Source organism: Corynebacterium nuruki S6-4, from assembly GCF_007970465.1.
GTDB classification, from domain to species: domain Bacteria; phylum Actinomycetota; class Actinomycetes; order Mycobacteriales; family Mycobacteriaceae; genus Corynebacterium; species Corynebacterium nuruki.
This window is the reverse complement of the sequence record NZ_CP042429.1, coordinates 772,580-799,572: the sequence shown is the minus strand read 5'-3', so window position 1 is coordinate 799,572 and position 26,993 is coordinate 772,580. Positions and strand designations below refer to the sequence as shown.

The window sequence follows — 26,993 nt, the reverse complement described above, 5'->3', positions numbered from 1 at the left end:
TCATCCTGCACGTTGTCAGTGTGACAAGGTCAAGTCACCGGGGATGTACCGGAAAAGATTTATCGAACCCCTTGTCGATCGAACTGAAGTGCGGTAGTATGGGTTCCAATAACATCTGACACGACCGGGGAGGGCCGGGGCAGTGGACACCGACTACATGACAGACACCGGGCGGGAGATACGACTCGAGGAGCGGGTCATCTCCCTGCTGCCGGAGGGGGAACAGGAGCGCTACCGAGCACAGTGTGCGGCCCGGCGGGCCGAACCCCGCTGGGACATTCTGCAGCGCAGTCTGCTGTCGCAGGCGAAGGTGCGGATCAACCGTGCCGATCTGGACATCGCGTTGGTGGCCGCACCGGAACCGGAGACGGAGGTGGCCCGGCAGGCGCGCGTCCTGGCGGCGGACCTCGGTGTCTCCCGCGGCAGGGCACTGACCTACTGCGACATCGGGACCATGCTCGTCACCATGCCGGCGGTCCATGAGGTCCTGGCGTGCGGCGCCTTCTCCTTCGACCATCTGCGCGTCCTGGCGGACGCGACCTGTGCCGTCGATGACGAACACCGGGAGGCGGTGGAGGAGGACCTGGCCGCACTGCTCACCCCGACCGTGCCGAACCAGGCGGTCCCCGGCGTGTACACCCTGCGCCGTCAGGTCACCGAACTTGTCGGACGCCACCAGCCCTCGGCCCGCCCACCGGACCCCGACGAGACCACGTCGCCACCGCGGGAGCCGGCGCACCAGCTCGAGTTCTCCGTCGACACCCGCAGCCCCGAGCGGACGGTCCTCCACGTCGACCTCCCGGTGGACGAGGCGACCGGGGTGCTGCGCGTCGTTGACGCGGTCGCGGCCGTCCGCGGCACCAGCCGTGCCGCCGCGCTCACCGAACTGGTCCTCGGCACCGCCGGAGACGTCTCGGTGACGTTGAACTGCTACCGCAACCTCGACAGCGGCGAGATGCACCTGGAGAACACCTGGCTGTCACAGGTCGCCACCGACCGGTGGATGGCCCGGGTCACCGAGCTGTGCGTGCCCGGCCACAGTGAGACCGGCAGCTACACCGCCTCCGAGGGGCAGCGCGCCACGCTCGCCGGCCGGGACGGGACCTGCCGGTTCCCCGGCTGCGACCGGCCGGCGGCCACCGCACAGTACGACCATGTCGAGCGCTGGGACGAGGACCTGCAGGACGCCGGCCGGGGCGGGAAGACCGCGACCTGGGCGATGCAGTCCCTGTGCCCCGGCTGCCACGCGATGAAGACCAGGGGCCTGTGGAATGCCACCCTCAACCCGGACGGGACCTGCTGGTGGACCAGCATCGACGACGGCCACACCGTGGTGACCGTCCCGACCGGCCCACTGGCGGACGCGGTGCTCACCTTCGACCGCCGGCTGCAGCGCCGGGTCGCCACCCGGGCCGAGCACAATGCCGCCCGCCTGGAACGACTCGCGGAGACCAGGGCTGCGGCGGAACAGGCCCGCGACCGGGAGGAGTGCCCCTTCTAGTCCTCCCAGGGCAGGCTGCGGTCGTGGACCAGCGTCAGACCCTGGGTCGCGCGGGTGACGGCGACATAGGTGTCGTTGAGGCCCTGCGGGGAGGCGGCGGCGATCTCCGCGGGCTCGATGAGGACCACCTCGTCGAATTCGAGTCCCTTCGCGCCGGTGACGTCGGAGACGACGATGTCGGCAGCGAGGTCGTCGGTGATCCCGGCGACCGCGGCGAGACGGTCGGGGACACCGATGACCCCGACGAGTCCCTCACCGGCCCGCCCGGCGGCCTCGGTGACGGCACGGCGCAGATCCGCCAGCGGGAACTCCCGGACACCGGTGCCCGTCTCCCGCAGGCACGACGGGGTCTGCTGGGCCGGGTCGATCCGGGCGAGGATCCGGTCGGCGATGGCGGAGATGTCGGCCGGGGTCCGGTAGTTCACCGTGAGCTCGTGGAGCTTCCACCGGTCCCTGACGAACGGGGAGAGCGCGGTGGTCCAGTCCTCGACACCGGCCGGGCTGCCGGTCTGTGCCGGATCGCCGACCAGTGTCATCCACCGGTTCGGCGACCGGCGGAAGACCATCCGCCACGCCATGGCCGACAGTTCCTGAGCCTCATCGACGATGACGTGTCCGAAGGCCCACGTCCGGTCCGCGGCGGCCCGCTCGGCGGTCGACAGGGACGTCCGGACGCGCTGACGCTCGGCCAGCTGCTCGGCGTCGATGACGTCGTAGGCCATGAGGATCTCGGCGTCCGTCCCGTCATCGAGGTCCTGGGCGGCGGACCCGGTGAGGATGTCGAGGGCCTCCTGCGCCTCCTCGACCTTCGCCTGCCACTTCCGACGCTCGTCGTCCTCCGCCTCCTCGATCCCGACGATGCCGAGCAGCTCGGCGAGTTCATCGAGCAGCGGGGCGTCCACCTCGGTCCAGTCGTCCGGCCTGACCGTCCCGTCGGTGCGCAGCAGGGCGTCCCGGGTGAGGTCGTCGTAGTCGCCGGCGGCGGAATCCACCGCGGACCGCGACCCGTAGAGCCCCGCCAGCACCTCTTCGGCCGTCAGTTCCGGCCAGAACCCGTCGAGCGCGGTGGTGACGGCGGACTCCTCGGCGAGGTCGTCGCGCAGCTGGACACGGTCCGCGGCCGACAGCAGGTTCTCCCCGCCCAACGGATCGGTGCCGATCGAGGTGGCCAGTGCCTCGGCCAGCAGGTCGAGGGCGTGGGAGAGGAACCGGTCGCGGGCCTGGTTGTGCGGCCGGCGGGAGCGCCGGGCCCGGGTCCTGGCGGCACGCACCATCGCGGGGGTCAGTTCCAGCGTCACCCCGTCGATGAGGAACTCCACGGGTTCTTCCGGCACGGTCTGGTGGTCCTTCACCGCATTGGCGAGGATCTCCAGCATCTCCAGGGACCCCTTGACCTCCTGGGCGACGAGGCTCTCGGCGCCGATCGGCCGGGTGGTGACCCCGGGCAGCAGGGTGCCGGGCGTCGCGAGCACCACACCGGTCTCACCGAGGCTGGGCAGCACCTGCGAGATGTAGTCGAGGAACCGCCGGTTGGGGCCGATGATGAGCACACCGGTCTTCGCCAGCTGCTCCCGCCACGTGTACAGCAGGTAGGCGGTGCGGTGCAGGGCCACCGCGGTCTTCCCGGTGCCCGGACCGCCCTGGACCACGGTCACCCCGCGGTGCTCCTCCCGGATGATCCGGTCCTGTTCGGCGACGATTGTGTCGACGATGTCGCTCATGTGCCGGGACCGGGCACGGTTCACCGCATAGAGCAGTGCGCCCTCCTGTGCGACCGAGCCCTCACCACCGTCGGCGCCCGCGGTGTAGTCCGCGTCGCCGGACAACCGCTCGTCGGCGACGTCGGTGACCCGCCGGCCGCGGGTACGGATGTGGCGCCGCACGTGCACGCCCTCCGGGTGGAGGGTCGTGGCGAGGTAGAACGGGCGGGCCATCGGCGCCCGCCAGTCCATGAGCAGTGTCCGCATCTCGTCGTCGGGGGTGTGCAGGCCGATCCGGCCGATGTACCGGCGGTCGAGGACCGCGCCGTCGCCCCCGGGGCCGTCGTCGGGGACCGGGTTCTCCGGGTCGTCGTCCTCGACGTCGATCCGGCCGAAGAACAGTCCGATCTCCGCCGCCGAGTACTCGGTCAGGCGCTGCTCGAGTTCGTAGGTCTCCCGGTCGCGTTCCAGCAGGGCCTGCGGCTGGTCGACGTCGGCGCGGTGGCGCTGGACGGCGCGGGCCCGGGTCTCGAGGCGGTGGCGGACGGCGTCCACCATCGTCAGCAGGTCGTCGAGCCGGGCCTGTTCGTCGGCGATCTGCGCGGTGACGGTCTCTACCACCCGCGGGCCTTCCATTCCTCGAGGTGCGGACGCTCGGCGCCGAGCGTGGTGTCGTCGCCGTGGCCGGGGTGGACGGCGGTGGCGTCCGGCAGGGTGAAGATCCGGTCGGTGACGTCGCCGAGCAGCCGGGCGAAGTCCGCGGCCGAGTCCGTCTTCCCCACGCCGCCGGGGAACAGGCTGTCACCGGTGAAGACGTGCCCGGGAAGGCTGACGGCCAGCCCGCCGGGGGTGTGGCCGCGCAGCAGGGTGACGGTCAGGCCGAGACCGGCGACCGCGTCGGAGGCGGGGACGAGCGTCTCGGACTCCGCGGTGCCGCACCAGGTGCTGTCCACGGCGGCGGGCAGTGCCGGGGCGTCGGGCGCGGAGGCGTGGTGGCGGGCACCGGTCGCCGCGAGGACCGCGGGCAGTGCCTGGACGTGGTCGTCGTGACGGTGGGTCGTCAGCACGTCGGTGATCCGGACGCCGAGTTCCCGGGCCACGGCCAGCAGGTGGTCGGCGTCGGCCGCCGCGTCGATGAGCAGGGCGTCCTGTCCCGCGCAGAGGAAGTAGGCGTTGTTGTCCATCGGCCCGACCGTCGTCTTCGCGATGCGCAGCGGTGTGCCGTCGGGCAGGGTGGTGGTGATCAGCCGGGTCTCGCGGGGTCCTGCGAGATGGCCGAAGGTCCCGGCGGTGCCGGGGTCGTCGGTGATCGGTGTGGAAGTCATGGCGTCAACCCTAGCGCGGCCGGCGGACAGCGACGGTTCTCGACTATCCGTTCGACTGATCGTCGCGCGATGACGTAGACTGGAGGGCCGTTACCACGAGCGAGTCAGGAGACACAGGTGGCAGAGATTCTCACGGTGCGGGGCGCACGCGAGCACAACCTGCAGGGGGTCGACATCGACCTGCCGCGCGACCGGATGATCGTCTTCACCGGCCTGTCCGGGTCAGGGAAGTCCTCGCTGGCCTTCGACACGATCTTCGCCGAGGGGCAGCGACGGTACGTCGAGTCCCTGTCGTCCTATGCCCGGCAGTTCCTGGGCCAGATGGACAAGCCCGACGTCGACCTCATCGAGGGCCTGTCCCCGGCGGTCTCCATCGACCAGAAGTCGACGAACCGGAACCCCCGGTCCACCGTCGGCACCATCACCGAGATCCACGACTACCTGCGCCTGCTGTTCGCCCGCACCGGTGTGGCGCACTGCCCGGTGTGCGGCGAACGGATCGAACGGCAGACCCCGCAGCAGATCGTCGACCAGGTCCTCGAGATGGACGAGGGCCTGAAGTTCCAGGTCCTCGCCCCCGTCGTGCGTACCCGCAAGGGGGAGTTCGTCGACCTCTTCGAGGACCTCGCCGCCGAGGGCTACGCCCGGGTGCTCGTCGACGGGGAGCTGCACCGGCTCACCGACCCGCCGCAACTGGAGAAGCAGGTCAAGCACGACATCGACGTGGTCGTCGACCGGCTCCAGGTCAAGCCGTCGCAGAAGCAGCGGCTGACGGACTCGGTGGAGACCGCCCTGCGGCTCGCCGACGGCCGGGTGGTCATCGACGTCGTCGGCCTGCCCGACGACGATCCGCAGCGCGTCCGCCGGTTCTCCGAGAACATGGCCTGCCCCAACGGCCACCCGCTGGCCATCGACGAGCTCGAGCCGCGGAGCTTCTCCTTCAACAGCCCCTACGGCGCCTGTCCGACCTGCGACGGTCTCGGTACCCGCCTGGAGGTCGACGAGCAGCTCCTCATCCCCGACGAGGACGCTCCGCTGACCAGCGCCGTCGCCCCCTGGAAGTCCAGCCCGAACCACCGGTACTTCGAGAAGCTGCTCTCCGCGCTGGCGGAGAACCTCGGGGTGGATCCGCGGGTGCACTGGTCGGCGCTGACGAAGGCGCAGCGCAAGGCGGTGCTGCACGGGCACCCGGAGGAGATCACGGTGCGCTACCGGAACCGCTACGGGCGGTCCCGGCAGTACGCGGCGCCGTTCGAGGGCGTGATGCCCTACCTGCACCGCAAGATCGACCAGGCGGAGAGTGAGAACCAGAAGGAACGCTTCCTCGGCTACATGCGCGAGGTGCCGTGCCCGGACTGCCACGGCACCCGGCTGCGTCCCGAGATCCTCCAGGTGACCATCGCCTCGGCGGAGGGGGAGAAGTCCATCGCCGACGTCTCCGCCATGGCCATCGACGAGGCGAGCACCTTCCTCGACAACCTCACCCTCAACAGCCGTGACGAGATGATCGCCGGGCGGGTCCTCAAGGAGATCCAGGCGCGGCTGCGCTTCCTCGTCGACGTCGGGCTGAACTACCTCACCCTCGCCCGGGCCGCCGGCACGCTGTCCGGCGGCGAGGCGCAGCGCATCCGCCTGGCGACGCAGATCGGCTCCGGGCTCGCCGGGGTGCTCTACGTCCTCGACGAGCCGTCGATCGGGCTGCACCAGCGCGACAACACCCGGCTCATCGCCACGCTCAAGCACCTGCGGGACCTCGGCAACACCCTCATCGTCGTCGAGCACGACGAGGAGACCATCCGCACCGCCGACTGGCTGGTGGACATCGGGCCCCGCGCCGGCGAATACGGCGGGCACGTCGTCTACCAGGGCGAACCGGCCGGCATCGAGGACTGTGAGGAGTCCATCACCGGGCAGTACCTGTCCGGACGCCGCGTCCTGGCCGTCCCCGACCACCGCCGCCCCGTCGACCCGGGGCGGACGGTCACCGTCCACGGCGCGACGGAGAACAACCTGAAGAACGTCGACGTCTCCTTCCCGCTCGGCGTGCTGACCTGTATCACCGGCGTCTCCGGCTCGGGCAAGTCGAGCCTGGTGAACGGGATCCTCGCCACCGTCCTCGCCAACGACCTCAACGGTGCCCGCCTGGTGCCGGGCCACCACCGGAAGGTGACCGGCCTCGACCAGCTCGACAAACTGGTGCGCGTCGACCAGAGCCCCATCGGCCGCACCCCGCGGTCGAACCCGGCGACGTACACGGGCGTCTTCGACAAGATCCGCAACCTCTTCGCCGAGACGACCGAGGCCAAGGTCCGCGGCTACAAGGCGGGCCGGTTCAGCTTCAACGTCAAGGGCGGACGCTGCGAGGCCTGCCACGGTGACGGCACCCTGAAGATCGAGATGAACTTCCTGCCGGACGTCTACGTCCCCTGCGAGGTCTGCCACGGCGCCCGGTACAACCGGGAGACCCTCGAGGTCCTCTACAAGGGGAAGAGCATCTCCGAGGTCCTCGACATGCCGATCAGTGAGGCCGCGGAGTTCTTCGCGCCGGTGACCTCGATCTCCCGGTACCTCGACACGCTCGTCGACGTCGGTCTCGGGTACGTCCGCCTGGGGCAGGCCGCGACCACACTGTCCGGCGGTGAGGCACAGCGGGTGAAACTGGCCAGTGAGCTGCAGAAGCGGTCGAACGGCCGGACCATCTACATCCTCGACGAGCCGACCACCGGCCTGCACTTCGAGGACATCCGCAAGCTCATGCTCGTCATCCAGGGGCTCGTCGACAAGGGCAACACCGTCCTGGTCATCGAGCACAACCTCGATGTCATCAAGGCCGCGGACTGGATCATCGACATGGGTCCGGAGGGCGGCAGCGGCGGCGGCACGGTGGTCGCCGAGGGGACGCCCGAGCAGGTGGCCGAGGTGGGGGAGTCCTTCACCGGTCAGTACCTGCGGGAGCTGCTCTGACCGTCGTTTTGCCGCCGGGTCTGGCTGGTGCTACCATCGGACCCACTACCGCCCGTCATCCGTGACGGGCTGCAAGTGGAGCATCTCCCACCTGAGACCGTCGGTGACGACCGGGCTCGGGTCCATCACCCGGGGTGGTCAGCCACCCCGGACGGCCGTGCGGCGTCCGACGGACGCTGTACCGGGGGGAATCTTCACGGGCAGTGAGCGGTACACATCACTACCACTGCTACGTCAGGAGTTCTCATCAGCGCTCAAGCTCGCATCAACGACCGGATTCGCGTTCCCGAGGTCCGGCTCGTCGGCCCGGGTGGCGAACAGGTCGGTATCGTCCGCGTCGACGATGCACGCAAGCTGGCCTATGACGCCGACCTCGACCTCGTCGAGGTGGCACCGAACGCCAAGCCGCCCGTGTGCAAGATCATGGACTACGGCAAGTACAAGTACGAGCAGGACCAGAAGGCCCGCGAGTCCCGCCGCAACCAGCAGCAGACCGTGGTCAAGGAACAGAAGTTCCGCCCGAAGATCAGCGACAACGACTACGAGACCAAGAAGGGTAACGTCGTCAAGTTCCTGTCCAAGGGATCGAAGGTCAAGGTGACCATCATGTTCCGCGGTCGGGAGCAGTCCCGCCCGGAACTGGGTTTCCGTCTGCTGGAACGGCTGGCTGAGGACGTCAAGGAGTACGGCGTCGTCGAGACCCGGGCGAAGCAGGACGGACGCAACATGACGATGGTGCTGGGGCCGGTCCGCAAGGGCAAGAAGTAGTACCCGCCCACCGTCAACGTTCAAACGACAATAAGGATCCACGATGAAGCAGAAGACCCACAAGGGCACCGCCAAGCGCATCAAGGTCACCGGCTCCGGCAAGCTCCGCCGCGAGCAGGCCAACCGCCGCCACCTGCTGGAGGGCAAGCCCTCCACCCGCACGCGCCGCCTGAAGGGCACCACGGACGTCGCCCCCGCCGACACCAAGCGCATCAAGCGTCTCCTGGGCAAGGCCTGACCGGCCCACCCCCTTCACCCACGACTCACCGTCAATCCAGATAAGGACGTCACATCATGGCACGTGTCAAGCGCTCTGTGAACGCGAAGAAGAAGCGCCGCTCCACTCTCGAGGAGGCCAAGGGTTACCGCGGCCAGCGCTCCCGGCTCTACCGTAAGGCCAAGGAGCAGGTCCTCCACTCCAAGACCTACGCCTTCCGCGACCGCCGCGCCCGCAAGGGTGAGTTCCGCAAGCTGTGGATCCAGCGCATCAACGCTGCCGCCCGCGCGAACGACATCACCTACAACCGTCTGATCCAGGGTCTCCGCCTGGCCGAGATCGAGGTCGACCGCAAGAACCTCGCCGAGCTGGCCGTCAACGACCCGCAGGCGTTCGCCGCCCTCGTCGCCGCCGCCAAGGCCGCCCTCCCCGAGGACGTCAACGCGCCGGTCGCCAAGTAACGCGATTCCGCTCCACGGCCCCGTGCCCCGCATTCCACACGGTGGAAGCGGGTCACGGGGCCGTCGGCGTCCCTGTCCGGGGCACCGATACGATGGGGCCATGACTTCCGCATCCCCGTCCTCCCCGCTCGCCGCCGACTGGCGCACCCGCATGGGGGACGAGCCCTTCACCGAACGCACCCCCCGCATCGTCACCGCCGCCAAACTCCACCGCGCCGCCGCCCGCCGCAAGGTCGGCCGTTTCCTCGCCGAGGGGTCGAACGCCGTGGGCTCGGCGCTGCGCCACGGCACCGTGGTCGAGGTGTACCTCACCGAGGACGCACTCGACGAGTTCGGCCGGCTGCTCGACGGGCTCACCGGGGAGAGCGACCGGGGGACCCGCGTCTTCCTCATCACCGACCGTGCCGCCGCGCACATCAGCGAGTCGGTGTCCACCACCGGCCTGTTCGCCCTGTGCGCCGACCAGCTGGTCGCCGCGGACGGCCTGTACACGGGGGAGGAGGTGACCACCGGGTGCCTCGCCGTCCCGGTGGAGACCGCCGAGCCGGGCAACGCCGGCGCCCTGGTCCGGGTCGCCGACGCGACGGGCTGCGACGGCGTCCTGTTCGCAGGCGACTCGGTCGACCCGCAGGGCGGCAAGGCCGTCCGCTCCTCCGCCGGGTCGCTGTTCCACCTGCCGGTCGCCCGCGAGCGCAGCGTCCCCGACGTGGTCGACGCGCTGCACGCGCACGGGTACCTCGTGCTCGCGACCGCCGGCGACGGCGACATCAGCCTCGACGAGGCGACCGCGTCGGTCGACGGGGGGAAGCCGCTGCTGACCCAGAAGGTCGCCTGGCTGTTCGGCAACGAGGCACACGGGCTGGGGGACTGGCAGGACCTCGCTGACCTGCGGGTCTCCATCCCGATGCAGGGGAAGGCCGAGTCCTTCAACCTTGTCACCGCGGCGGCGGTGTGCCTCTACGAGACCGCGAGGGTGGTGCGGGCGACGGCTTGCTAAGATAATCGGTTGGTAACTGACCGGCCGACGACTAAGGACGAGGTACAGCACGTGGCTGACGGGGTAGACATGACGGAGGCCGGCCTGACGGCCGCGGCTGAGGCGGCGGAACAGGCGTTCAACACCGCCACGGATCTGGACCAGCTTCCCGAGCTGCGCCGCGCACACCTCGGGGACGACGCCCCCGTGCCCGCCGCCCGCCGCGCCCTCGGCACCCTGCCGAAGGACCAGCGCAAGGACGCCGGCCGCATCGTCAACCAGGCACGTGGCCGGATCGAGAAGGCCTTCAACCTCACGAAGAAGCGGCTCGAGGACAAGCGCAACGCCGAGGTCCTCGCCGCCGAGCGCATCGACGTCACCCTGCCGACCGCCCGGGCCCACCGCGGCGGCCAGCACCCCATCACCATCCTCTCCGAGCAGATCGCCGACATCTTCGTCGGGATGGGCTGGGAGATCGCCGACGGTCCCGAGATCGAGGCGGAGTACTACAACTTCGACTCGTTGAACTTCCTGCCCGACCACCCGGCCCGGACCCTGCAGGACACCTTCCACATCGCCCCGGAGGGTTCGAAGCAGGTGCTGCGCACCCACACCTCGCCGGTGCAGATGCGCACCATGCTCTCCCGCGACGTGCCGGTCTACATCGCCTGCCCCGGCCGCGTCTTCCGCACCGACGAGCTGGACGCCACCCACACCCCCGTCTTCCACCAGGTCGAGGGACTGGCCGTCGACAAGGGCCTGACGATGGCCCACCTCAAGGGCACGCTCGACCACCTCGCCCGCGTCCTGTTCGGCGAGGACGCGAAGACCCGCATCCGCCCGAACTACTTCCCGTTCACCGAGCCCTCCGCCGAGGTCGACGTGTGGTTCCCGGACAAGAAGGGCGGCGCCGGCTGGATCGAGTGGGGCGGCTGCGGCATGGTCAACCCCAACGTGTTGACCGCCGCCGGCATCGACCCGACCGTCTACTCCGGTTTCGCCTTCGGCATGGGCATCGAACGCACCCTCCAGTTCCGCAACGGCCTGCCCGACATGCGTGACATGGTGGAAGGCGACGTCCGGTTCACCGAGCCCTTCGGCATCCGCGGCTGACACCGCCGACCTTCCCAGACACCTCACCGACCGCTTCACTCCAAGGAACCGAGTACCACCCATGCTGATCTCCCAGGACTGGCTCACCCGCCTTCTCCGGACCTCCACCGCCCCCTTCTCCGTCACCAGTGAGGAGATGGACTCCGGATTCGTCCGCGTCGGATTCGAGACCGAGGGCTACGCCCACATCGAGGAATCCACCGGCCCGGTCGTCTTCGGCCGCGTCGAGGACTACGAGGAACTCGAGGGCTTCAAGAAGCCGATCCGCTACTGCGAGGTCAACGTCGGGGACGCCAACGGCACCGGGGAGCTGCAGCACATCATCTGCGGCGCCCGGAACTTCCGGAAGGGCGACACGGTCGTCGTGTCACTGCCCGGGGCGGTCCTGCCCGGCGGTTTCGAGATCGCCGCACGCAAGACCTACGGCAAGATCTCCGAGGGCATGATGTGTTCGGCCGCCGAGCTCGGTCTCGCCTCCGTGCAGACCGCCGGCATCATCGCGCTGCGCGGCGCCGAGGCCCGCGACCCGCACATCGTCATCGGTGCGGACGCCCGGGACTTCCTCGGCCTGGACGACACGGTCTTCGACGTCAACATCACCCCGGACCGCGGCTACGCACTGTCCGCCCGCGGTCTCGCCCGGGAACTGGCGAGCTCCTTCGGCCTGAGCTTCCGGGACCCCGCCTGGGACCCGGCGGCCGCCGCGCTGCCGACCGACCTGTTCGCCGGCCTGCCCGACGGGGCGGAGCCGGGGGAGGGGCTGCCGGCCATCACCGTCGACGAGGACACGAAGTGCTCCCGCTTCGGCATCCGGAAGGTCGAGGGTATCGACCCGACCGCCGAGTCCCCGTACTGGCTGCAGCGGGAACTGCTGCTGTGCGGCCAGCGTCCGGTGAACGCGGCGACCGACGTCACCAACTACATCATGTTCCTGCTCGGCCAGCCGATGCACGCCTTCGACGCCGGCCGGATCGCCGGTGACCTCCACGTCCACCGTGCGGTCGAGGGGGAGAAGCTCACCACCCTCGACGGGGTGGAGCGCACCCTCTCCGGCGAGGACGTCGTCATCTCCGACGAGACCGGTATCCAGTCGATGGCCGGGGTGATGGGCGGTTCCACCTCCGAGATCTCCGCGGAGACCACCGACGTCTTCTTCGAGGCCGCCCACTTCGACCAGATCACGGTCGCCCGCACGTCCCGGCGCCACCGGCTGTCGTCCGAGGCGTCCCGCCGGTTCGAGCGCGGCACCGACCCCGCCGTCATCGGCGCGGCGCTGGACTACGCCGTCGCCCTGCTGACCCGCATCGCCGGCGGCACGGTCATCGCCGGATCCTCGCTGGTCGGGGAGATCCCCGTCATGCGCATCATCGACATGCACACCTCCGCCCCGGGCCGCACCGCCGGGATGACCTACCCCTCGGGCACCACGGTGGGACGCCTCACCGAGGTCGGCTGCTCGGTCACCCCCACCGGGCAGCGGGACGCCAACGGTGCGATGGCCATCGAGGTCACCCCGCCGACGTGGCGTCCGGATCTCACGATGCCCGCCGACCTGGTGGAGGAGGTGCTGCGGCTGGAGGGGCTCGACCAGATCCCCTCGGTGATCCCGTCGTCGCCCTCGGGGCGCGGACTCACCCCGCGGCAGCGCCGTCGCCGCGCCGTCGGGCACGCCCTGGCCTGGAACGGCTGGCTGGAGATCCTGCCGAGCCCGTTCATCCCGAACGACACCTTCGACGTCTGGGGCCTCGCCGACGAGGACCCGCGGCGCGACGCGGTCCGGGTGCTCAACCCGCTGGAGTCCGACGTCGCGACGATCGGCACCACGCTGCTGCCGTCGATGATCGACTCGCTGCGCCGCAACATCACCCGTGGCCAGAAGGACCTGGGCCTGTTCGGGGTGGAGCAGGTGACGCTGCCGACCACGGCGTCCGGGCTCTCCCCGATGCCGTCGACGGCGGGGCGTCCCAGCGCCGAGGAGATCGCCGCACTGAAGGCCTCCCTCCCGGAGCAGCCGCTGCACGTGGCCGTCATCGCCGCCGGGGACCGGGAGCTGCAGGGCACCTGGGGCCCCGCACAGCCCTACTCCGCGGCGGACGCCTTCGAGGCCGCCCGGGTGATCGCCCGGGCCGCCGGTGTGGAGATCTCCCTGCGCAACGGCGAGTACCTGCCGTGGCACCCGGGCCGCTGTGCCGAGATCGTCGCCGTCGGCACCGACGGGGAGAAGGTCGTCGTCGGGCACGCCGGTGAACTCCACCCGCAGGTCTGCGAACGGGCCGAGCTGCCGAAGCGCACCATCGCCCTGGAACTCGACCTCGACGGCCTGCCGCTGACGGAGAACTTCCCCCGGCCGGTCCTGTCGCCGTTCCCCGCCCTGTACCAGGACGTCGCCCTCGTCGTCGACGAGACGACCCCGGCCGCCGATGTCGAGGCCGCGCTGGTCGGCGGGGCCGGCGACCTGCTCGAGTCGATCCGGCTGTTCGACGTCTACCACGCCGAGGCGCTGGGGGAGGGCAAGCGGTCGCTGACCTACAGCCTGCGGTTCCGCGCCCCGGACCGCACCCTCACCGAGGACGAGGCGTCCGCGGCCCGCGAGGCTGCGGTCGCCGCCGCCGCGGAGAAGGTCGGCGCCACCCTGCGCGGGTAGCTGCGCCCAGGGGGGTCCGGGGCGGGTGGCGGAAGTATTACCACCCTGCAGCCACGTCGGCCGGCGTTTCCGCAGGTCAGGGAAAATGACGGCGGCGTCAGGTGGTAACACTTTCCCGGAGGTGGCCGGAATGAATATTAACCGGTTCCGCGCATAACTTGCGTACGGTGTGTTCCGGGGGCATACTGGCTCCATGATCTCGATCGCAGTCGCAGGCGCCAGCGGATACGCCGGCGGAGAAGCCCTCCGCCTCCTCCTGAACCATCCCGGATACGGCCGGGACTTCACCATCGGAGCCCTCACCGGCGCCTCCAACGCCGGACAGCGTTTCGGGGACCTCGTCCCCGGCCTGCCGCAGCTCGCCGACCGCACGGTGGAACCGACCACCGAGGCCGTCCTCGGCGCCCACGACGTCGCGATCCTCGGCCTCCCGCACGGCGTGTCCTCCTCCCTCGACCTGGGGGACACCGTCGTCCTGGACTGCGGCGCCGACCGCCGGCTGGTCTCCCGGGACGACTGGGACACCTACTACGGCGGCGAGTGGCCCGGCAGCTGGCCCTACGGCATCCCGGAGCTGCCCGGGAACCGGGAGATCCTGAGGAAGGCCACCGGCGTGGCGGTGCCCGGCTGTTTCCCGACCGGCGCGACCCTCGCCCTGACCCCCGCGATGCACGCGGGCCTGATGGACCCGAAGGTCTCCGTCGTCTCGGTCACCGGCGTCACCGGCGCCGGCAAGAAGGCCGCGGTGAACATGCTCGGCGGCGAGACCATGTCCAACCTGCGCTCCTACAAGGTCGGCACCCACCGGCACACCCCGGAGATGGCGCAGAACATCCGCCGCGTGCTGCCCGACGGGCACCCCGGCGAAGTCCACGTCACCTTCACCCCGGTCCTCGCCCCGCTGCGCCGCGGCATCCTCACCACCGTCACCGCGGACGCCCGCGGCACAGCAGCGGAGATCCGCGCCGCCTACGAGGACTTCTGCGCCGACGAACCCTTCCTCCACCTGCTGCCCGAGGGCGAACAGCCCGAGGTCAAGAGTGTGGTCGGGACGAACATGTGCCACCTGCAGGTCACCGTCGTCGACGGTGTGGTCGTGGCGACCAGCGCGATCGACAACCTCACCAAGGGCACGGCCGGCGCGGCCGTCCAGTGCCTCAACATCATCCAGGGCTGGGACGAGACCGCCGGCCTGCCCATGGCCGGGCTGTAGAGCCGGAAACAGGAGAACAACCACATGACCGACAACACCACCGGTGTGACCGCCGCCGCCGGGTTCCGGGCCGCCGCCACGACCGCCGGCATCAAGCCCTCCGGCAACCCGGACCTCGCCCTCGTCGTCAACGACGGCCCCGAGTACACCGCCGCCGCGCTCTTCACCCGCAACAAGGTCTTCGCCGCCCCGGTGAAGTACACCCGCGGCCACAATGACGGCACCTTCCACGCCGTCATCCTCAACTCCGGCAACGCCAACGCCTGCAACGGCGCCCAGGGCGACCGGGACGCCGAAGCGACCGCCGCGGCGGTCGGTGAGGCGCTCGGCGTCGCGGCGTCCGAGGTCGCGGTGTGCTCCACCGGGCTCATCGGCGACACCCTGCCGATGGACAAGCTGCTCGCCGGGATCAGCACCGTCACCACCGACGTGCAGCAGGATTCTGCCACCGGGCAGGACGCCGCCCTCGCCGCCGCGACCGCCATCATGACCACCGACACCGTCGCCAAGCAGGCCGTCTACCACGGCGAGGGCTGGACCCTCGGCGGCATGGCCAAGGGCGTGGGCATGATGGCCCCGTCGCTGGCGACGATGCTCGTCGTGCTCACCACCGACGCCCACATCGACGATCCGGCCCCGTACCTCAGCGCCTCCGCCGAGGTCTCCTTCGACTGCATCGACATCGACGGCTCGACCTCCACCAATGACACGGTCATTCTCATGGCCAACGGCGCCTCCGGCATCAGCCCGTGCGACGAGGAGCTCGCCGCCGCCGTCCGGGCCGTCTGCCTGGACCTGGCGAAGCAGCTGCAGGGCGACGCCGAAGGCGTGACCAAGCGGGTGAACATCACCGTCACCGGGACGGACACCGACGCGGACGCCAAGACTGCCGCCCGGGTGCTCGGCCGCGACAACCTGTTCAAGTGCGCCATGTTCGGCTCCGACCCGAACTGGGGCCGCACCCTCGCCGCCGTCGGCATGGCACCGGTCCACATGGACGCGGAGAAGATCTCGGTGAGCTTCAACGGCCACCCGGTGTGCGTCGACGCGACCGGCGCCCCCGGCGCCCGCGACGTCGACCTGTCCGGCACCGACATCGACGTCCTCGTCGACCTCGGCACCGGCGGGCCCGGCACGGCCACCGTCTGGACCACGGACCTCTCGCACGACTACGTCCACATCAACTCGGCCTACAGCTCCTAGGAGATCACGGACACCATGACTGAACCTGCGTCAGAGACCCCCGAGAAGGTCGTCTACCGGGGGACCGCCGGCCTCTCGCCGGCGATCCGGGCCGACGTGCTGGCCGAGGCACTGCCCTGGCTGCTGCACTACCGCGGCAAGATCGTCGTCGTGAAGTACGGCGGCAACGCGATGATCGACGACGACCTCAAGGCCGCCTTCGCCGCCGACATGGCCTTCCTGCGCACCGTCGGTGCGCACCCCATCGTCGTCCACGGCGGCGGCCCCCAGATCACCGAGATGCTCGACAAGGTCGGGCTGGAGGGGAAGTTCATCGGCGGGCTGCGCTACACCACCCCGGAGACCATGGAGTACGTCCGGATGGTGCTGTTCGGCAAGGTCGGCCGAGAACTTGTCAACCTCATCAACCAGCACGGCCCGTTCGCCGTCGGCACCTCCGGGGAGGACGCCGGCCTGTTCACCGCCGTGAAGAAGAACGCCTGGATCGACGGCGAGGAGGTCGATCTCGGCCGCGTCGGCGACATCGCCCAGGTGGACGCCACCGTGCTCATGGACCTCATCGACGCCGGCCGGATCCCGGTCGTCGCCCCCTTCGCCCCCGACGAGGACGGCAACGTCTACAACATCAACGCGGACACCGCCGCCGGTGCGCTCGCCAGCGCGCTGGGTGCCGAGCGCCTGGTCATGCTCACCAACGTCGAGGGGCTCTACACCGACTGGCCGGACCGCGACTCGCTGGTGTCCCGGATCGCCCCGGACGAACTGGCGAAGATCCTGCCGGACCTGGACGCCGGCATGATCCCCAAGATGGAGGCCTGCCTGTCCGCCGTGCGCACGGGCGTCTCGGCCGCGCACGTCATCGACGGCCGCGAACGGCACTCCGTCATCCTCGAGCTCATGACCGAAGGCGGCATCGGCACGATGATCGCCCCTGAAGACTGGGAGTCGCCCAATGCCTGACAGCACCGCACAGAACTGGAAGTCCGCCTGGGAGGCCGCGGTCATGCCGACCTACGGCACCCCGGCGATCGAACTCGTCTCCGGGAAGGGGAGCCGGGTCACCGACTCCGACGGCAGGGAGTACATCGACCTGCTCGCCGGCATCGCCGTCAACGCCCTGGGCCACGCCCACCCGGCGGTCGTGAAGGCCGTCTCCGAGCAGATCGCCACCCTGGGCCACACCTCCAACATCTTCGCCCACCCGCAGGTCATCACCTTGGCGAACAAGCTGCGGGACCTCATCTCCCCGGACGCCCACGTGTTCTTCTCGAACTCCGGCGCCGAGGCCAACGAGGCCGCGTTCAAGACCGCTCGGCTGACCGGCAGGTCCCGGATCCTCGCCGCCGAGCACGGCTTCCACGGCCGCACGATGGGCTCACTGGCGATGACCGGGCAGCCCGCCAAGCGGGCCCCGTTCGAGCCGATGCCCGCCGGGGTGGAGTTCTACCCCTACGGTGACCTGGACGCCCTGCGTGCCCTCATCGAGGTCGCCCCGGACGACACGGCCGCCGTCATCCTGGAGTCCGTCCAGGGCGAGACCGGTGTGGTCCCCGCCCCGGCCGGTTTCCTCACCGGGGTGCGTGAGCTGTGCGACGAGTTCGGCGCCCTCATGATCGTCGACGAGGTGCAGGCCGGCATGGGCCGCACCGGCCAGTGGTTCGGCTACCAGGCGGACCTGCCCGCCGGCGTCGTGCCCGATGTCGTCACCCTGGCCAAGGGTCTCGGCGGCGGCCTGCCGATCGGGGCGTGCGTCGCCGCGACCCCGGCCGGTCGACTGCTGTCGGCGGGGCAGCACGGCTCGACCTTCGGCGGCAACCCGGTGTCCTGCGCGGCGGGCAACGCCGTCATCGACACGGTCCTCGCCGAGGACATCCTCGCCAACGTCAACGCGCAGGGGGAGTACCTGCGCACCGAACTCGGGGCGCTCGACGCGGTCGACCACGTCCGCGGCCGCGGCCTGATGCTCGGCGTCGTCCTCACCGAGGCCCGCCCGGGCCTCGCCGCCGCGGCGCTGGACGCCGGCCTGCTGCTCAACCAGCCCGCCGACGACGTGCTGCGCCTCGTCCCCCCGCTCAACATCACCGACACCGACGTCCACGACGCCGTCGACATTCTCAAGGAGCTGCTCTAAGTGACCACCGCACCGCACCACATCTTCGCCGACGACTCGCTCACCGTCGCCGAGCAGGCCGAGGTCCTCGACCTCGGCCTGGACATGGTGGCGAACCCGATCCGTAGGAGCCTGCAGGACAGGTCCGTGGCGGTCCTGTTCGACAAGACCTCCACCCGGACCCGCTTCTCCTTCGACGTCGGCATCTACCAGCTCGGCGGCCACCCGATCATCGTCGACTCGGGGGTGTCCCAGATGGGCAAGAAGGAGAGCTACCAGGACACCGGCGCGGTCCTGTCCCGCTTCGTGGACGCCGTCGTGTGGCGCACCGGCGCCCACCAGAACCTCCACGACATGGCGGAGACCGCGACCGTGCCGATCGTCAACGCCCTGTGCGACGACTTCCACCCCTGCCAGATCCTCGCCGACCTGCTCACCATCAAGCAGCGCAAGGGCGACCTCAAGGGGGTGAAGGCCGTCTACCTCGGCGACGGCGCCAACAACATGGCCAACTCCTACATGCTCGGCTTCGCCACCGCCGGAGTGGACATCACCATCGCCGCCCCCGAGGGCTTCCAGCCCGAGCAGCGGTTCGTCGACCGGGCACAGGTTCGGGCCGACGAGACCGGGGCGACCCTGAAGGTCATCGGCGAGCCCGATGTCACCGGCGCCGACGTCGTCATCACCGACACCTGGGTCTCGATGGGGATGGACGCCGACCGCGACACCTCGGCGCTGCGTCCCTTCCAGGTGACCCCGGAGCTCATGTCCACCGCCGCCCGGGACGCCGTGTTCATGCACTGCCTGCCCGCCTACCGCGGCTACGAGGTGGCCGCCGAGGTCATCGACGGCCCGCAGTCGATCGTCTTCGACGAGGCGGAGAACCGGCTCCACGCACAGAAGGCCCTCCTCGAATGGCTGTTCCGGTAACCCGCTCCGCCCGCCAGGACCTCATCGGCCGACTCATCCGGTCCCACCGGATCCCCAGCCAGCGTGAACTCCTCGACCACCTCGTCGACGAGGGGGTGGAGATCACCCAGGCCACGCTGTCGCGGGACCTCGACGACCTCGGCGCCCGGAAGGTCCGGGTGGACGGCCGGGCGTTCTACAGTCTCGGCGAGCCGGACTCGCAGCTGTCCGCCGACGGGCCCGCCCGACTGCGACGGGTCCTGCAGGAACTGCTCGTCGGGGCGGACCACTCGGGCACCATCGCGGTGCTGCGCACCCCGCCCGGGGCGGCCCAGTACCTCGCCAGCGTGCTGGACCGCTCGGAGCTGCCGGAGGTGGTCGCCACCATCGCCGGTGACGACACGGTCTTCGTGCTCGCCCGCGGCCCGGTGACCGGTGCGGTGCTCGCCGGGCACCTCCAGGCGCTCGCCCGGTCCGCCGACCCGGGCAGAACCGCAACCAGTTAGACTTTCCCTGATATCACGATCCCGAAAGGACGAACGAACAATCATGACTGACCGCGTCGTACTCGCGTACTCCGGTGGCCTCGACACGACCGTCGCCATCCCCTACCTCAAGAAGATGACCGGCGGCGAGGTCGTGGCTGTCTCCATCGACCTCGGCCAGGGCGGCGAGGACATGGAGTCCGTCCGCCAGCGCGCCCTCGGCGCCGGGGCCGTGGAAGCCATCGTCGTCGACGCGAAGGATGAATTCGCCGAGAACTACTGCCTGCCGACCATCCAGGCCAACGGCATGTACATGAAGCAGTACCCGCTGGTCTCCGCGATCTCCCGCCCGCTGATCGTCAAGCACCTCGTCGAGGCCGCCCAGGCCCACGGCGGCACCCACGTCGCCCACGGCTGCACCGGCAAGGGCAACGACCAGGTGCGTTTCGAGGTCGGTTTCATGGACACCGACCCGTCGCTGAAGATCATCGCCCCGGCCCGCGACTTCGCCTGGACCCGCGACAAGGCCATCGCCTTCGCCGAGGAGAACGACGTGCCGATCGAGCAGTCGGCCTCTTCGCCGTTCTCCATCGACCAGAACGTCTGGGGCCGCGCCATCGAGACCGGCTACCTCGAGGACCTGTGGAACGCCCCGACCAAGGACATCTACGCCTACACCGAGGAGCCCTCCCTCGGCCAGGCCCCCGACGAGGTCATCATCTCGTTCAAGTCCGGTAAGCCGGTCGCCATCGACGGCCGCGAGGTCACCGTGCTGCAGGCCATCGAGGAGCTCAACCGCCGTGCCGGTGCGCAGGGCGTCGGCCGGCTCGACATGGTCGAGGACCGCCTCATCGGCATCAAGTCCCGCGAGATCTACGAGGCGCCGGGTGCGATCACCCTCATCCGCGCCCACGAGGCCCTCGAGGACGTCACCATCGAGCGCGAGCTCGCCCGCTACAAGCGCGGTATCGAGGCCGAGTGGTCCAACCAGGTCTATGACGGCCTGTGGTTCTCCCCGCTGAAGAGGTCGCTGGACGCCTTCATCGCCTCCACCCAGGAGCACGTCACCGGTGACATCCGCCTGGTGCTGCACAACGGCAGCATCACCGTCAACGGCCGCCGGTCGCAGGAGTCCCTCTACGACTTCAACCTGGCGACCTACGACACCGGCGACACCTTCGACCAGACCATGTCCAAGGGCTTCGTCGAGCTGCACGGCCTGTCCTCCAAGATCGCCAACAAGCGCGACCGCGAGGCCGGGAAGTAGGGGCACGCACCATCATGTCGATCGAGAAGCACGCCACCAACGAAGGCGCCCTGTGGGGCGGCCGGTTCGCCGGCGGACCCACCGAGGCGATGGCCGCACTGAGCAAGTCCACCCAGTTCGACTGGGTACTCGCCCCCTACGATGTGCTGGCCTCCACGGCGCACGCGAAGGTGCTGCACAACGCCGGACTGTTGTCCGACGAGGACCTGGCGACCATGCTCGACGGTCTCGCCCGGCTGGGTGAGGACGTCGCCTCCGGTGCCTTCGGCCCGGAACCGTCCGACGAGGACGTGCACGGGGCGATGGAACGTGGTCTCATCGACCGGGTCGGCCCGGTCGTCGGCGGTCGGCTGCGCGCCGGCCGGTCCCGCAACGACCAGGTCGCCACCCTGTTCCGCATGTGGGTGCGGGACGCCGTGCGGGAGGTCTCCGAGGGCGTCCTCGACGTCGTGGACGCCCTGGTGGCCCAGGCGAAGGCGAACCCGGAGGTCATCATGCCGGGCAAGACGCACTTCCAGGCCGCCCAGCCGGTGCTGCTGGCCCACCAGCTGCTCGCCCACGCGCAGCCGCTGCTGCGCGACATCCAGCGGTTCCAGGACCTGGACAAGCGGCTCGCCGTCTCGCCCTACGGCTCCGGGGCCCTCGCCGGCTCCTCGCTGGCACTGGACCCGGAGGCCATCGCCGCGGAACTCGGCTTCGATTCCGCCGCGGACAATTCGATCGACGCGACGAGCTCCCGCGACTTCGCCGCCGAGACCTCCTACGTCCTCGCCCAGGTCGCCATCGACCTGTCCCGGCTGGCCGAGGAGATCATCGCCTGGTCCACCCCGGAGTTCGGCTACGTCACCCTCGCCGACGAGTGGTCCACCGGCTCCTCGATCATGCCGCAGAAGAAGAACCCGGACGTCGCCGAGCTGATGCGCGGCAAGACCGGACGCCTCATCGGCGACCACACCGGGCTGCTGGCGACGCTCAAGGCGCTGCCGCTGGCTTATGACCGGGACCTGCAGGAGGACAAGGAGCCGATCCTCGACGCGGTCACCCAGCTCCACCTCCTGCTGCCGGCCATGGCGGGGCTGGTCGGCACGCTGACCTTCCATCCGGACCGGCTGCTCGAGCTGGCCCCGGCGGGCTTCACGCTGGCCACCGACCTGGCCGAGTGGATGGTGCGGCAGGGCGTGCCGTTCCGCGACGCCCACGAGGCGTCCGGCCAGTGCGTCCGGATCGCCGAGGAGCGCGGGGTGGGCCTGGTCGACCTCACCGACGAGGAACTCGCCGGGGTGCACCCGAAGCTGACCCCGGAGGTCCGGTCGGTGCTCACCGTCCAGGGCGCGGTGGCGTCCCGTGCCACCCGCGGCGGGACCGCCGGGGTGCGGGTCGCCGAGCAGCTCGGCCGGGTCGTCGACCGGGCCGCGGCCGACCGCACGTGGGCGGGGACGCCCGTCCGCGGCTGACACAGGCGGCACAGGCCGGCACAACCGGCACAGCGGGGGAGCAGGGCGCCCGGGGGACGGTCCCCCGGGCGCCCCTGACGCGTCACGGGCGGGGGCGGGCGGATAGACTGTGGGGCATGACCGATCCGCGCCTTCTTGAGATTCTCGTGTGCCCGCAGGACAAGCAGCCCCTGGAGGATCACGGTGACTATCTGGTCAATCCGCGCCTGTCGGTGGCCTATCCGGTGCAGGACGGTATCCCCGTCCTGCTGGCCGACGAGGCCGTCGCCTGGCCGCTGGCCTGAATTTGATCCCCGTTCCGATCTCATCTTCTGAAGGACCCCATCCCGTGTCGAACATCATCGACGAACTTTCCTGGCGCGGCCTCATCGCGCAGTCCACCGACATCGACGAGCTGCGCACCGAGCTCGACACCCCCACGACCGCCTACGTCGGCTTCGACCCGACCGGCCCGTCACTGCACGCCGGGCACCTCGTGCCGCTACTCATGCTCGCCCGGCTGCAGCGGGCCGGACACACCCCGATCCTGCTCGCCGGCGGGGCCACCGGCATGATCGGCGATCCCCGTGACGTCGGGGAGCGGTCCATGATCTCGGCGGAGACCGCGGCGGAGAACGTCGCGAAGATCCGTGAGCAGCTCGCCGCGTTCGTCTCCTTCGAGGGGGACAATGCCGCGATCATGGCCAACAACATGGACTGGACCGGGAAGATGTCGGTCGTGGACTTCCTGCGTGACGTGGGCAAGAACTTCAGCCTGAACACCATGCTCTCGCGGGACACGGTGAAGCGCCGCCTGGAGTCCGACGGCATCTCCTACACCGAGTTCTCCTACATGCTGCTGCAGGCCAACGACTTCGTGGAGCTGCGCCGGCGCTACAACTGCCGGCTGCAGATCGGCGGGTCGGACCAGTGGGGCAACATCGTCTCCGGCGTGGACCTCAACCGCCGGGTCGCAGGTGAAGTCGTCCACGGCCTGACCGTCCCGCTGGTCACCGACTCGGAGGGCCGGAAGTTCGGCAAGTCCACCGGCGGCGGCAAGCTGTGGCTCGACCCGGAGATGACGAGCCCGTACAGCTGGTACCAGTACTTCCTCAACGCGGCGGACGCCGACGTCATCCGCTACCTGCGCTGGTTCACCTTCCTGGGGAAGGAGGAGCTGGACCGGCTGGCCGTGGAGGTCGAGGAGCGGCCGTTCAAGCGGGAGGCGCAGCGCACCCTCGCCCGGGAGATGACCGCCCTGGTCCACGGGCAGGACGCCGTGGCGAAGGTCGAGCAGGCCGCGCAGGCGCTCTTCGGCAAGGCCGAGCTCGCCGATCTCGACGAGGCCACGCTGGCTGCGGCCCTGTCGGAGAGCGGGGACGCCGGCATCGTCGAGGCGGCGCCGGGCACCGCGATCGTCGACCTGCTCATCGCCGCCGGTCTGGAGTCGACCAAGGGTGCGGCCCGCCGCACGATCAAGGAGGGCGGCGCGTACGTCAACAACGTGCGTGTGGCGGACGCGGAGTGGGTGCCCGGTGCCGGGGATCTGCTCCACGGGTCGCTGCTGGTGCTGCGCAAGGGCAAGAAGCGCTTCGCCGGGGTGCGGGTCCAGGGCGCCTAGCGCCCCGTGATCGGGGGAGCAGGCGCGGTGGGGGGCCGCTGACCTGCATCTGAGATGAACACCGTTCACGGGGGAAACTCCGTGTGTCAGATTCCGTTAGCGTTAACAATGGGTTACGCTGTGCCCCATGACAATGTCCGGGGCCGTCGTGACCCTCGCCACAGCCGCCTGTGCGGCCACCGTCGACCTGCGCGGCGGCGGTATTGCACAGCTGACCTGGCGCGGCCGGGACCTCCTCGAGAGCTACCCGCACCCCGGGGGACCGGACCCCGCACCGCTGCACGCCAACACGGTGCTCGCCCCCTGGCCGAACCGCACCCGGGACGCCCGGTTCAGCTTCGACGGCCACAGTCACCGCCTCACCGTCACCGAACCGGCCCGGAACACCGCACTCCACGGATTCGTCGCCGGGCGCCGGTGGACCGTCAGCTCCGCCCGCGCGGACGCCGCCACCCTCACCCTCGCCCCCGGCCCCCAGCCCGGCTGGCCCTGGGACCTCCGGTTCACCGTGACCTACCGGCTCACCGACGACGGACTCGCCGCCGGACTCACCGTGTACAACGCCGCCGGACAGACCGCCCCCGCCGCCTGCGGCGTCCATCTCTACCCCTCGGCCCTGGGCGCGGCGACCGACGACTGCACCCTCGTGGTCCCGGACCACCGGCTCGTACCGCTCGACGACCGGGGTCTGCCCGCCGGACCGGAGTCCGCCGACCGCGGCGTCCTGCCGGCCCGGGCGAACCCGCTGCGCGGCCGGCTGCTCGACCACTGCCTGCACGTCCCGGGCCAGGGCGGCGCCGACATCCGGCTGACCGGCCCCGACGGCGGGGGAGTGGCGCTGCGGACCTCCACCGGACTGCGGTGGCTGCAGGTCTTCACGGCCGACCGCCGCTGCGGGATGCCCTTCCCCGGCCGGCCCGACGGCCGCGCGGTCGCGGTCGAACCGATGACCGCCCCGCCGGACGCCCTCAACTCGGGCACCGGACTGGCACGGCTGCCACCCGGCGGGGAGCTGCACTGCTCCTGGACGGTCACCGCGATCCCGCCGGTGCCGTGACCGACGTTTCACTCAAACCCCCACAAGAAAGCACACCAACCATGGAGACCGCACAAAATGTCCTCCGGCTCGACGCGAGCTGGATCGACTACGCGCTGGTCGCCCTGTTCTTCATCTTCGTCCTCGGCATCGGCTGGGCGGCGAAACTCAGGGTCTCCAGTTCCATCGACTTCTTCCTGTCCGGCCGTGGCCTGCCCGCCTGGGTGACCGGCCTCGCCTTCGTCTCGGCCAACCTCGGCGCCGTCGAGATCATCGGCATGTCCGCCAACGGCGTGCAGTACGGCCTGCAGACGATGCACTACTTCTGGATCGGCGCCGTCCCGGCGATGATCTTCCTCGGTATCGTCATGATGCCCTTCTACTACGGGTCGAAGGTCCGGTCGGTGCCCGAGTTCATGCGCCGGCGGTTCGGCGACGCGGCACACCTGGTCAACTCGATCTCCTTCGCCGTCGCACAGCTCCTCATCGCCGGCGTGAACCTCGTCCTGCTCGCGAAGGTGGTCAACGCCCTGCTCGGCTGGCCGCTGTGGGTCACCCTCATCGTCGCGGCGGTCATCGTCCTGTCCTACATCACCCTCGGCGGCCTTTCCGCGGCCATCTACACCGAGGTGCTGCAGTTCTTCGTCATCATCGCCGCGCTCGCACCGCTGACGATCATCGGCCTCAACCGGGTCGGCGGCTGGGGCGGACTGAAGGACAAGGTCAGTGACTTCCAGAACCACGCCTGGCCGGCGCAGGAACTGTCCGGCTTCGACAGTCCCGTGCTCTCGGTCATCGGCGTTGTCTTCGGCCTCGGCTTCGTGCTCTCCTTCGGCTACTGGACGACGAACTTCGTCGAGGTGCAGCGTGCCATGGCCTCCGACTCGATCAGCTCGGCACGCAAGACGCCCATCATCGGCGCCTTCCCGAAGATGTTCATCCCCTTCATCGTCATCGTCCCCGGCATGATCGCCGGGGTGCTCGTCGGTGCCCTGCAGGACGGCGGGGACGCCGAACCGAACGACGCGATCCTCTACCTCATGCGCGACCTGCTGCCCAACGGTCTGCTCGGTGTCGCCATCGCCGGTCTGCTGGCCTCGTTCATGGCGGGCATGGCCGCGAACATCTCCGCGTTCAACACCGTGTTCAGCTACGACATCTGGCAGGCCTATGTCGTCAAGGACCGCAAGGACGGCTACTACCTGAAGGTCGGCCGCTGGGCGACCGTCGCCGCCACCGTCATCGCCGTGGGCACCGCGCTGATCGCCAACAACTTCGGCAACGTCATGGACTACCTGCAGACGCTGTTCGGCTTCTTCAACGCCCCGCTGTTCGCCACCTTCCTCCTCGGGATGTTCTGGAAGCGGATGACCCCCCACGCCGGCTGGTCCGGCCTGGTCGCCGGGACCGCGGCGGCGATCATCTTCTGGGCGTTCTCCCTCGGGGAATCCCCGCTGGTCAACCTGCCGGGGCAGGGCACCGCCTTCGTCGCCGCCGGCCTGGCCTTCGTGGTGGATATCCTGGTGTCGGTGGTCGTCACCTCGTTCACGACGCCGAAGCCCGACGAGGAACTCGTCGGTTTCGTCAAGTCGGTGACCCCGAAGGCGATGCTCGAGGACCCGAAGGAGAAGGAACTTCCCTGGTACCGGCGGACCGTCCCGCTGGGGACGCTCTGTCTCGGCCTCGTCATCATCCTCAACGTGGTCTTCCACTGAGCCGGCACCGACATCACAGGAGTCATCATGACCGACAAGAACCGTCATTCGGCGGGTGCCTTCGACATCCGCAACGTCATCGCCGCCCTGCTCGGCATCTACGGCATCGTCCTGCTGCTGTGCGCGGCCTTCCTCGACCCGGGGGTGAACCCGGACACCGGCGCGGCGAAATCCTCCGCCGACAACCTGTGGACCGGAGTGGCCCTGATCGTCGCCGCCCTGGTCCTGTTCGCCTGGTCGAAGCTCAACCCCGTCATCGTCGACGAGGAGATCATCGCGGAGGACGCCGTCACCAACGCCCGGGAATCGGAGGTCGACCAGTGAGCGGGGTA

23 protein-coding genes are annotated in these 26,993 nt (G+C 69.9%); 21 read left to right on the top strand and 2 right to left on the bottom strand.

The genetic code is table 11. The features are described 5' to 3' along the window. Window positions 1-157 precede the first annotated feature (157 nt). Complete coding sequence (locus FSW06_RS03620; RefSeq protein ID WP_139024580.1) at window positions 158-1,501, top strand: HNH endonuclease signature motif containing protein; 1,344 nt, start codon at window positions 158-160, stop codon at window positions 1,499-1,501. Here the strand turns inward: FSW06_RS03620 and FSW06_RS03615 are convergent. Continuing rightward, window positions 1,498-3,837: a HelD family protein gene (locus FSW06_RS03615; RefSeq protein WP_029450137.1), complete on the bottom strand. Its 2,340-nt coding sequence runs from the start codon at window positions 3,835-3,837 to the stop codon at window positions 1,498-1,500. The genes FSW06_RS03620 and FSW06_RS03615 overlap by 4 nt on opposite strands. Further along, on the bottom strand, window positions 3,816-4,526 hold the full coding sequence (locus tag FSW06_RS03610) for an MBL fold metallo-hydrolase (RefSeq protein ID WP_010122120.1): 711 nt from the start codon (window positions 4,524-4,526) through the stop codon (window positions 3,816-3,818). Before FSW06_RS03610 ends, FSW06_RS03615 begins: the two co-directional genes overlap by 22 nt. Before the next feature lie 117 nt (window positions 4,527-4,643). On the opposite strand from FSW06_RS03610, the gene uvrA reads away from it, so the two are divergent. The 20 genes from uvrA to FSW06_RS03510 all read left to right on the top strand — a co-directional run bounded on the left by uvrA (window position 4,644) and on the right by FSW06_RS03510 (window position 26,985). Then, on the top strand, window positions 4,644-7,490 hold the full coding sequence (gene uvrA / locus FSW06_RS03605; protein WP_010122119.1) for an excinuclease ABC subunit UvrA: 2,847 nt from the start codon (window positions 4,644-4,646) through the stop codon (window positions 7,488-7,490). 216 nt (window positions 7,491-7,706) lie between these two features. After that, entirely contained in the window at window positions 7,707-8,258 is a 552-nt protein-coding gene (infC, locus tag FSW06_RS03600) for a translation initiation factor IF-3 (RefSeq protein WP_083827112.1), read from the top strand. A 43-nt stretch (window positions 8,259-8,301) separates the two neighbouring features. Beyond that, the gene (rpmI, locus tag FSW06_RS03595) at window positions 8,302-8,496 is read left to right on the top strand and encodes a 50S ribosomal protein L35 (protein ID WP_010122117.1); all 195 of its coding nucleotides are present in this window, start codon (window positions 8,302-8,304) and stop codon (window positions 8,494-8,496) included. 56 nt (window positions 8,497-8,552) lie between these two features. Next, on the top strand, window positions 8,553-8,936 hold the full coding sequence (rplT, locus tag FSW06_RS03590) for a 50S ribosomal protein L20 (protein WP_010122116.1): 384 nt from the start codon (window positions 8,553-8,555) through the stop codon (window positions 8,934-8,936). Between the two features lie 100 nt (window positions 8,937-9,036). Continuing rightward, on the top strand, window positions 9,037-9,933 hold the full coding sequence (locus tag FSW06_RS03585; RefSeq protein ID WP_010122115.1) for a TrmH family RNA methyltransferase: 897 nt from the start codon (window positions 9,037-9,039) through the stop codon (window positions 9,931-9,933). A gap of 69 nt (window positions 9,934-10,002) precedes the next feature. Next, entirely contained in the window at window positions 10,003-11,025 is a 1,023-nt protein-coding gene (gene pheS / locus FSW06_RS03580) for a phenylalanine--tRNA ligase subunit alpha (protein ID WP_010122113.1), read from the top strand. A gap of 61 nt (window positions 11,026-11,086) precedes the next feature. Further along, window positions 11,087-13,669, top strand: coding sequence for a phenylalanine--tRNA ligase subunit beta (gene pheT, locus FSW06_RS03575; RefSeq protein ID WP_010122111.1), 2,583 nt, complete (start codon window positions 11,087-11,089; stop codon window positions 13,667-13,669). A 193-nt stretch (window positions 13,670-13,862) separates the two neighbouring features. Continuing rightward, window positions 13,863-14,882 (top strand): N-acetyl-gamma-glutamyl-phosphate reductase, encoded by a 1,020-nt coding sequence (gene argC / locus FSW06_RS03570; protein WP_010122110.1) that lies wholly within the window; start codon window positions 13,863-13,865, stop codon window positions 14,880-14,882. A gap of 24 nt (window positions 14,883-14,906) precedes the next feature. After that, window positions 14,907-16,085, top strand: coding sequence for a bifunctional glutamate N-acetyltransferase/amino-acid acetyltransferase ArgJ (argJ, locus tag FSW06_RS03565; RefSeq protein ID WP_010122109.1), 1,179 nt, complete (start codon window positions 14,907-14,909; stop codon window positions 16,083-16,085). Window positions 16,086-16,100: 15 nt separating this feature from the next. After that, window positions 16,101-17,045 carry an acetylglutamate kinase gene (gene argB, locus FSW06_RS03560; RefSeq protein WP_010122108.1) on the top strand — a complete coding sequence of 315 codons (945 nt, stop codon included), beginning with the start codon at window positions 16,101-16,103 and terminating at the stop codon, window positions 17,043-17,045. Continuing rightward, the gene (locus tag FSW06_RS03555) at window positions 17,038-18,216 is read left to right on the top strand and encodes an acetylornithine transaminase (RefSeq protein WP_010122107.1); all 1,179 of its coding nucleotides are present in this window, start codon (window positions 17,038-17,040) and stop codon (window positions 18,214-18,216) included. Before argB ends, FSW06_RS03555 begins: the two co-directional genes overlap by 8 nt. After that, window positions 18,217-19,125, top strand: a complete 909-nt coding sequence (gene argF, locus FSW06_RS03550; protein WP_010122106.1) for an ornithine carbamoyltransferase — start codon at window positions 18,217-18,219, stop codon at window positions 19,123-19,125. Beyond that, window positions 19,110-19,610 carry an arginine repressor gene (locus FSW06_RS03545; RefSeq protein ID WP_010122105.1) on the top strand — a complete coding sequence of 167 codons (501 nt, stop codon included), beginning with the start codon at window positions 19,110-19,112 and terminating at the stop codon, window positions 19,608-19,610. The genes argF and FSW06_RS03545 overlap by 16 nt, the downstream gene beginning before the upstream one ends. Window positions 19,611-19,653: 43 nt before the next feature. After that, window positions 19,654-20,856, top strand: coding sequence for an argininosuccinate synthase (locus tag FSW06_RS03540; RefSeq protein ID WP_010122103.1), 1,203 nt, complete (start codon window positions 19,654-19,656; stop codon window positions 20,854-20,856). Window positions 20,857-20,870: 14 nt separating this feature from the next. Continuing rightward, entirely contained in the window at window positions 20,871-22,310 is a 1,440-nt protein-coding gene (gene argH / locus FSW06_RS03535; RefSeq protein ID WP_010122102.1) for an argininosuccinate lyase, read from the top strand. Between the two features lie 116 nt (window positions 22,311-22,426). After that, window positions 22,427-22,594, top strand: a complete 168-nt coding sequence (locus FSW06_RS03530; RefSeq protein ID WP_010122101.1) for a Trm112 family protein — start codon at window positions 22,427-22,429, stop codon at window positions 22,592-22,594. 44 nt (window positions 22,595-22,638) lie between these two features. Continuing rightward, window positions 22,639-23,910 carry a tyrosine--tRNA ligase gene (gene tyrS / locus FSW06_RS03525; protein ID WP_010122100.1) on the top strand — a complete coding sequence of 424 codons (1,272 nt, stop codon included), beginning with the start codon at window positions 22,639-22,641 and terminating at the stop codon, window positions 23,908-23,910. A 127-nt stretch (window positions 23,911-24,037) separates the two neighbouring features. After that, entirely contained in the window at window positions 24,038-24,967 is a 930-nt protein-coding gene (locus FSW06_RS03520) for an aldose epimerase family protein (protein ID WP_238526011.1), read from the top strand. Window positions 24,968-25,008: 41 nt separating this feature from the next. Then, window positions 25,009-26,661 carry a sodium:solute symporter family protein gene (locus tag FSW06_RS03515; protein WP_010122098.1) on the top strand — a complete coding sequence of 551 codons (1,653 nt, stop codon included), beginning with the start codon at window positions 25,009-25,011 and terminating at the stop codon, window positions 26,659-26,661. Window positions 26,662-26,688: 27 nt separating this feature from the next. After that, window positions 26,689-26,985 carry a hypothetical protein gene (locus FSW06_RS03510; protein WP_010122097.1) on the top strand — a complete coding sequence of 99 codons (297 nt, stop codon included), beginning with the start codon at window positions 26,689-26,691 and terminating at the stop codon, window positions 26,983-26,985. The last annotated feature ends 8 nt before the right edge of the window (window positions 26,986-26,993 follow it).

Excerpts from the sequence above, each read along its gene's own strand:
- FSW06_RS03620 (WP_139024580.1), top strand. The coding sequence starts at position 158 with ATGACAGACACCGGGCGGGAGATACGACTCGAGGAGCGGGTCATCTCC.
- FSW06_RS03615 (WP_029450137.1), bottom strand. The coding sequence starts at position 3,837 with ATGGAAGGCCCGCGGGTGGTAGAGACCGTCACCGCGCAGATCGCCGAC.
- FSW06_RS03610 (WP_010122120.1), bottom strand. The coding sequence starts at position 4,526 with ATGACTTCCACACCGATCACCGACGACCCCGGCACCGCCGGGACCTTC.
- rpmI (WP_010122117.1), top strand. The coding sequence starts at position 8,302 with ATGAAGCAGAAGACCCACAAGGGCACCGCCAAGCGCATCAAGGTCACC.
- rplT (WP_010122116.1), top strand. The coding sequence starts at position 8,553 with ATGGCACGTGTCAAGCGCTCTGTGAACGCGAAGAAGAAGCGCCGCTCC.
- FSW06_RS03585 (WP_010122115.1), top strand. The coding sequence starts at position 9,037 with ATGACTTCCGCATCCCCGTCCTCCCCGCTCGCCGCCGACTGGCGCACC.
- pheS (WP_010122113.1), top strand. The coding sequence starts at position 10,003 with ATGACGGAGGCCGGCCTGACGGCCGCGGCTGAGGCGGCGGAACAGGCG.
- pheT (WP_010122111.1), top strand. The coding sequence starts at position 11,087 with ATGCTGATCTCCCAGGACTGGCTCACCCGCCTTCTCCGGACCTCCACC.
- argC (WP_010122110.1), top strand. The coding sequence starts at position 13,863 with ATGATCTCGATCGCAGTCGCAGGCGCCAGCGGATACGCCGGCGGAGAA.
- argJ (WP_010122109.1), top strand. The coding sequence starts at position 14,907 with ATGACCGACAACACCACCGGTGTGACCGCCGCCGCCGGGTTCCGGGCC.
- argB (WP_010122108.1), top strand. The coding sequence starts at position 16,101 with ATGACTGAACCTGCGTCAGAGACCCCCGAGAAGGTCGTCTACCGGGGG.
- FSW06_RS03555 (WP_010122107.1), top strand. The coding sequence starts at position 17,038 with ATGCCTGACAGCACCGCACAGAACTGGAAGTCCGCCTGGGAGGCCGCG.
- FSW06_RS03545 (WP_010122105.1), top strand. The coding sequence starts at position 19,110 with ATGGCTGTTCCGGTAACCCGCTCCGCCCGCCAGGACCTCATCGGCCGA.
- FSW06_RS03540 (WP_010122103.1), top strand. The coding sequence starts at position 19,654 with ATGACTGACCGCGTCGTACTCGCGTACTCCGGTGGCCTCGACACGACC.
- argH (WP_010122102.1), top strand. The coding sequence starts at position 20,871 with ATGTCGATCGAGAAGCACGCCACCAACGAAGGCGCCCTGTGGGGCGGC.
- FSW06_RS03530 (WP_010122101.1), top strand. The coding sequence starts at position 22,427 with ATGACCGATCCGCGCCTTCTTGAGATTCTCGTGTGCCCGCAGGACAAG.
- FSW06_RS03520 (WP_238526011.1), top strand. The coding sequence starts at position 24,038 with ATGACAATGTCCGGGGCCGTCGTGACCCTCGCCACAGCCGCCTGTGCG.
- FSW06_RS03515 (WP_010122098.1), top strand. The coding sequence starts at position 25,009 with ATGGAGACCGCACAAAATGTCCTCCGGCTCGACGCGAGCTGGATCGAC.
- FSW06_RS03510 (WP_010122097.1), top strand. The coding sequence starts at position 26,689 with ATGACCGACAAGAACCGTCATTCGGCGGGTGCCTTCGACATCCGCAAC.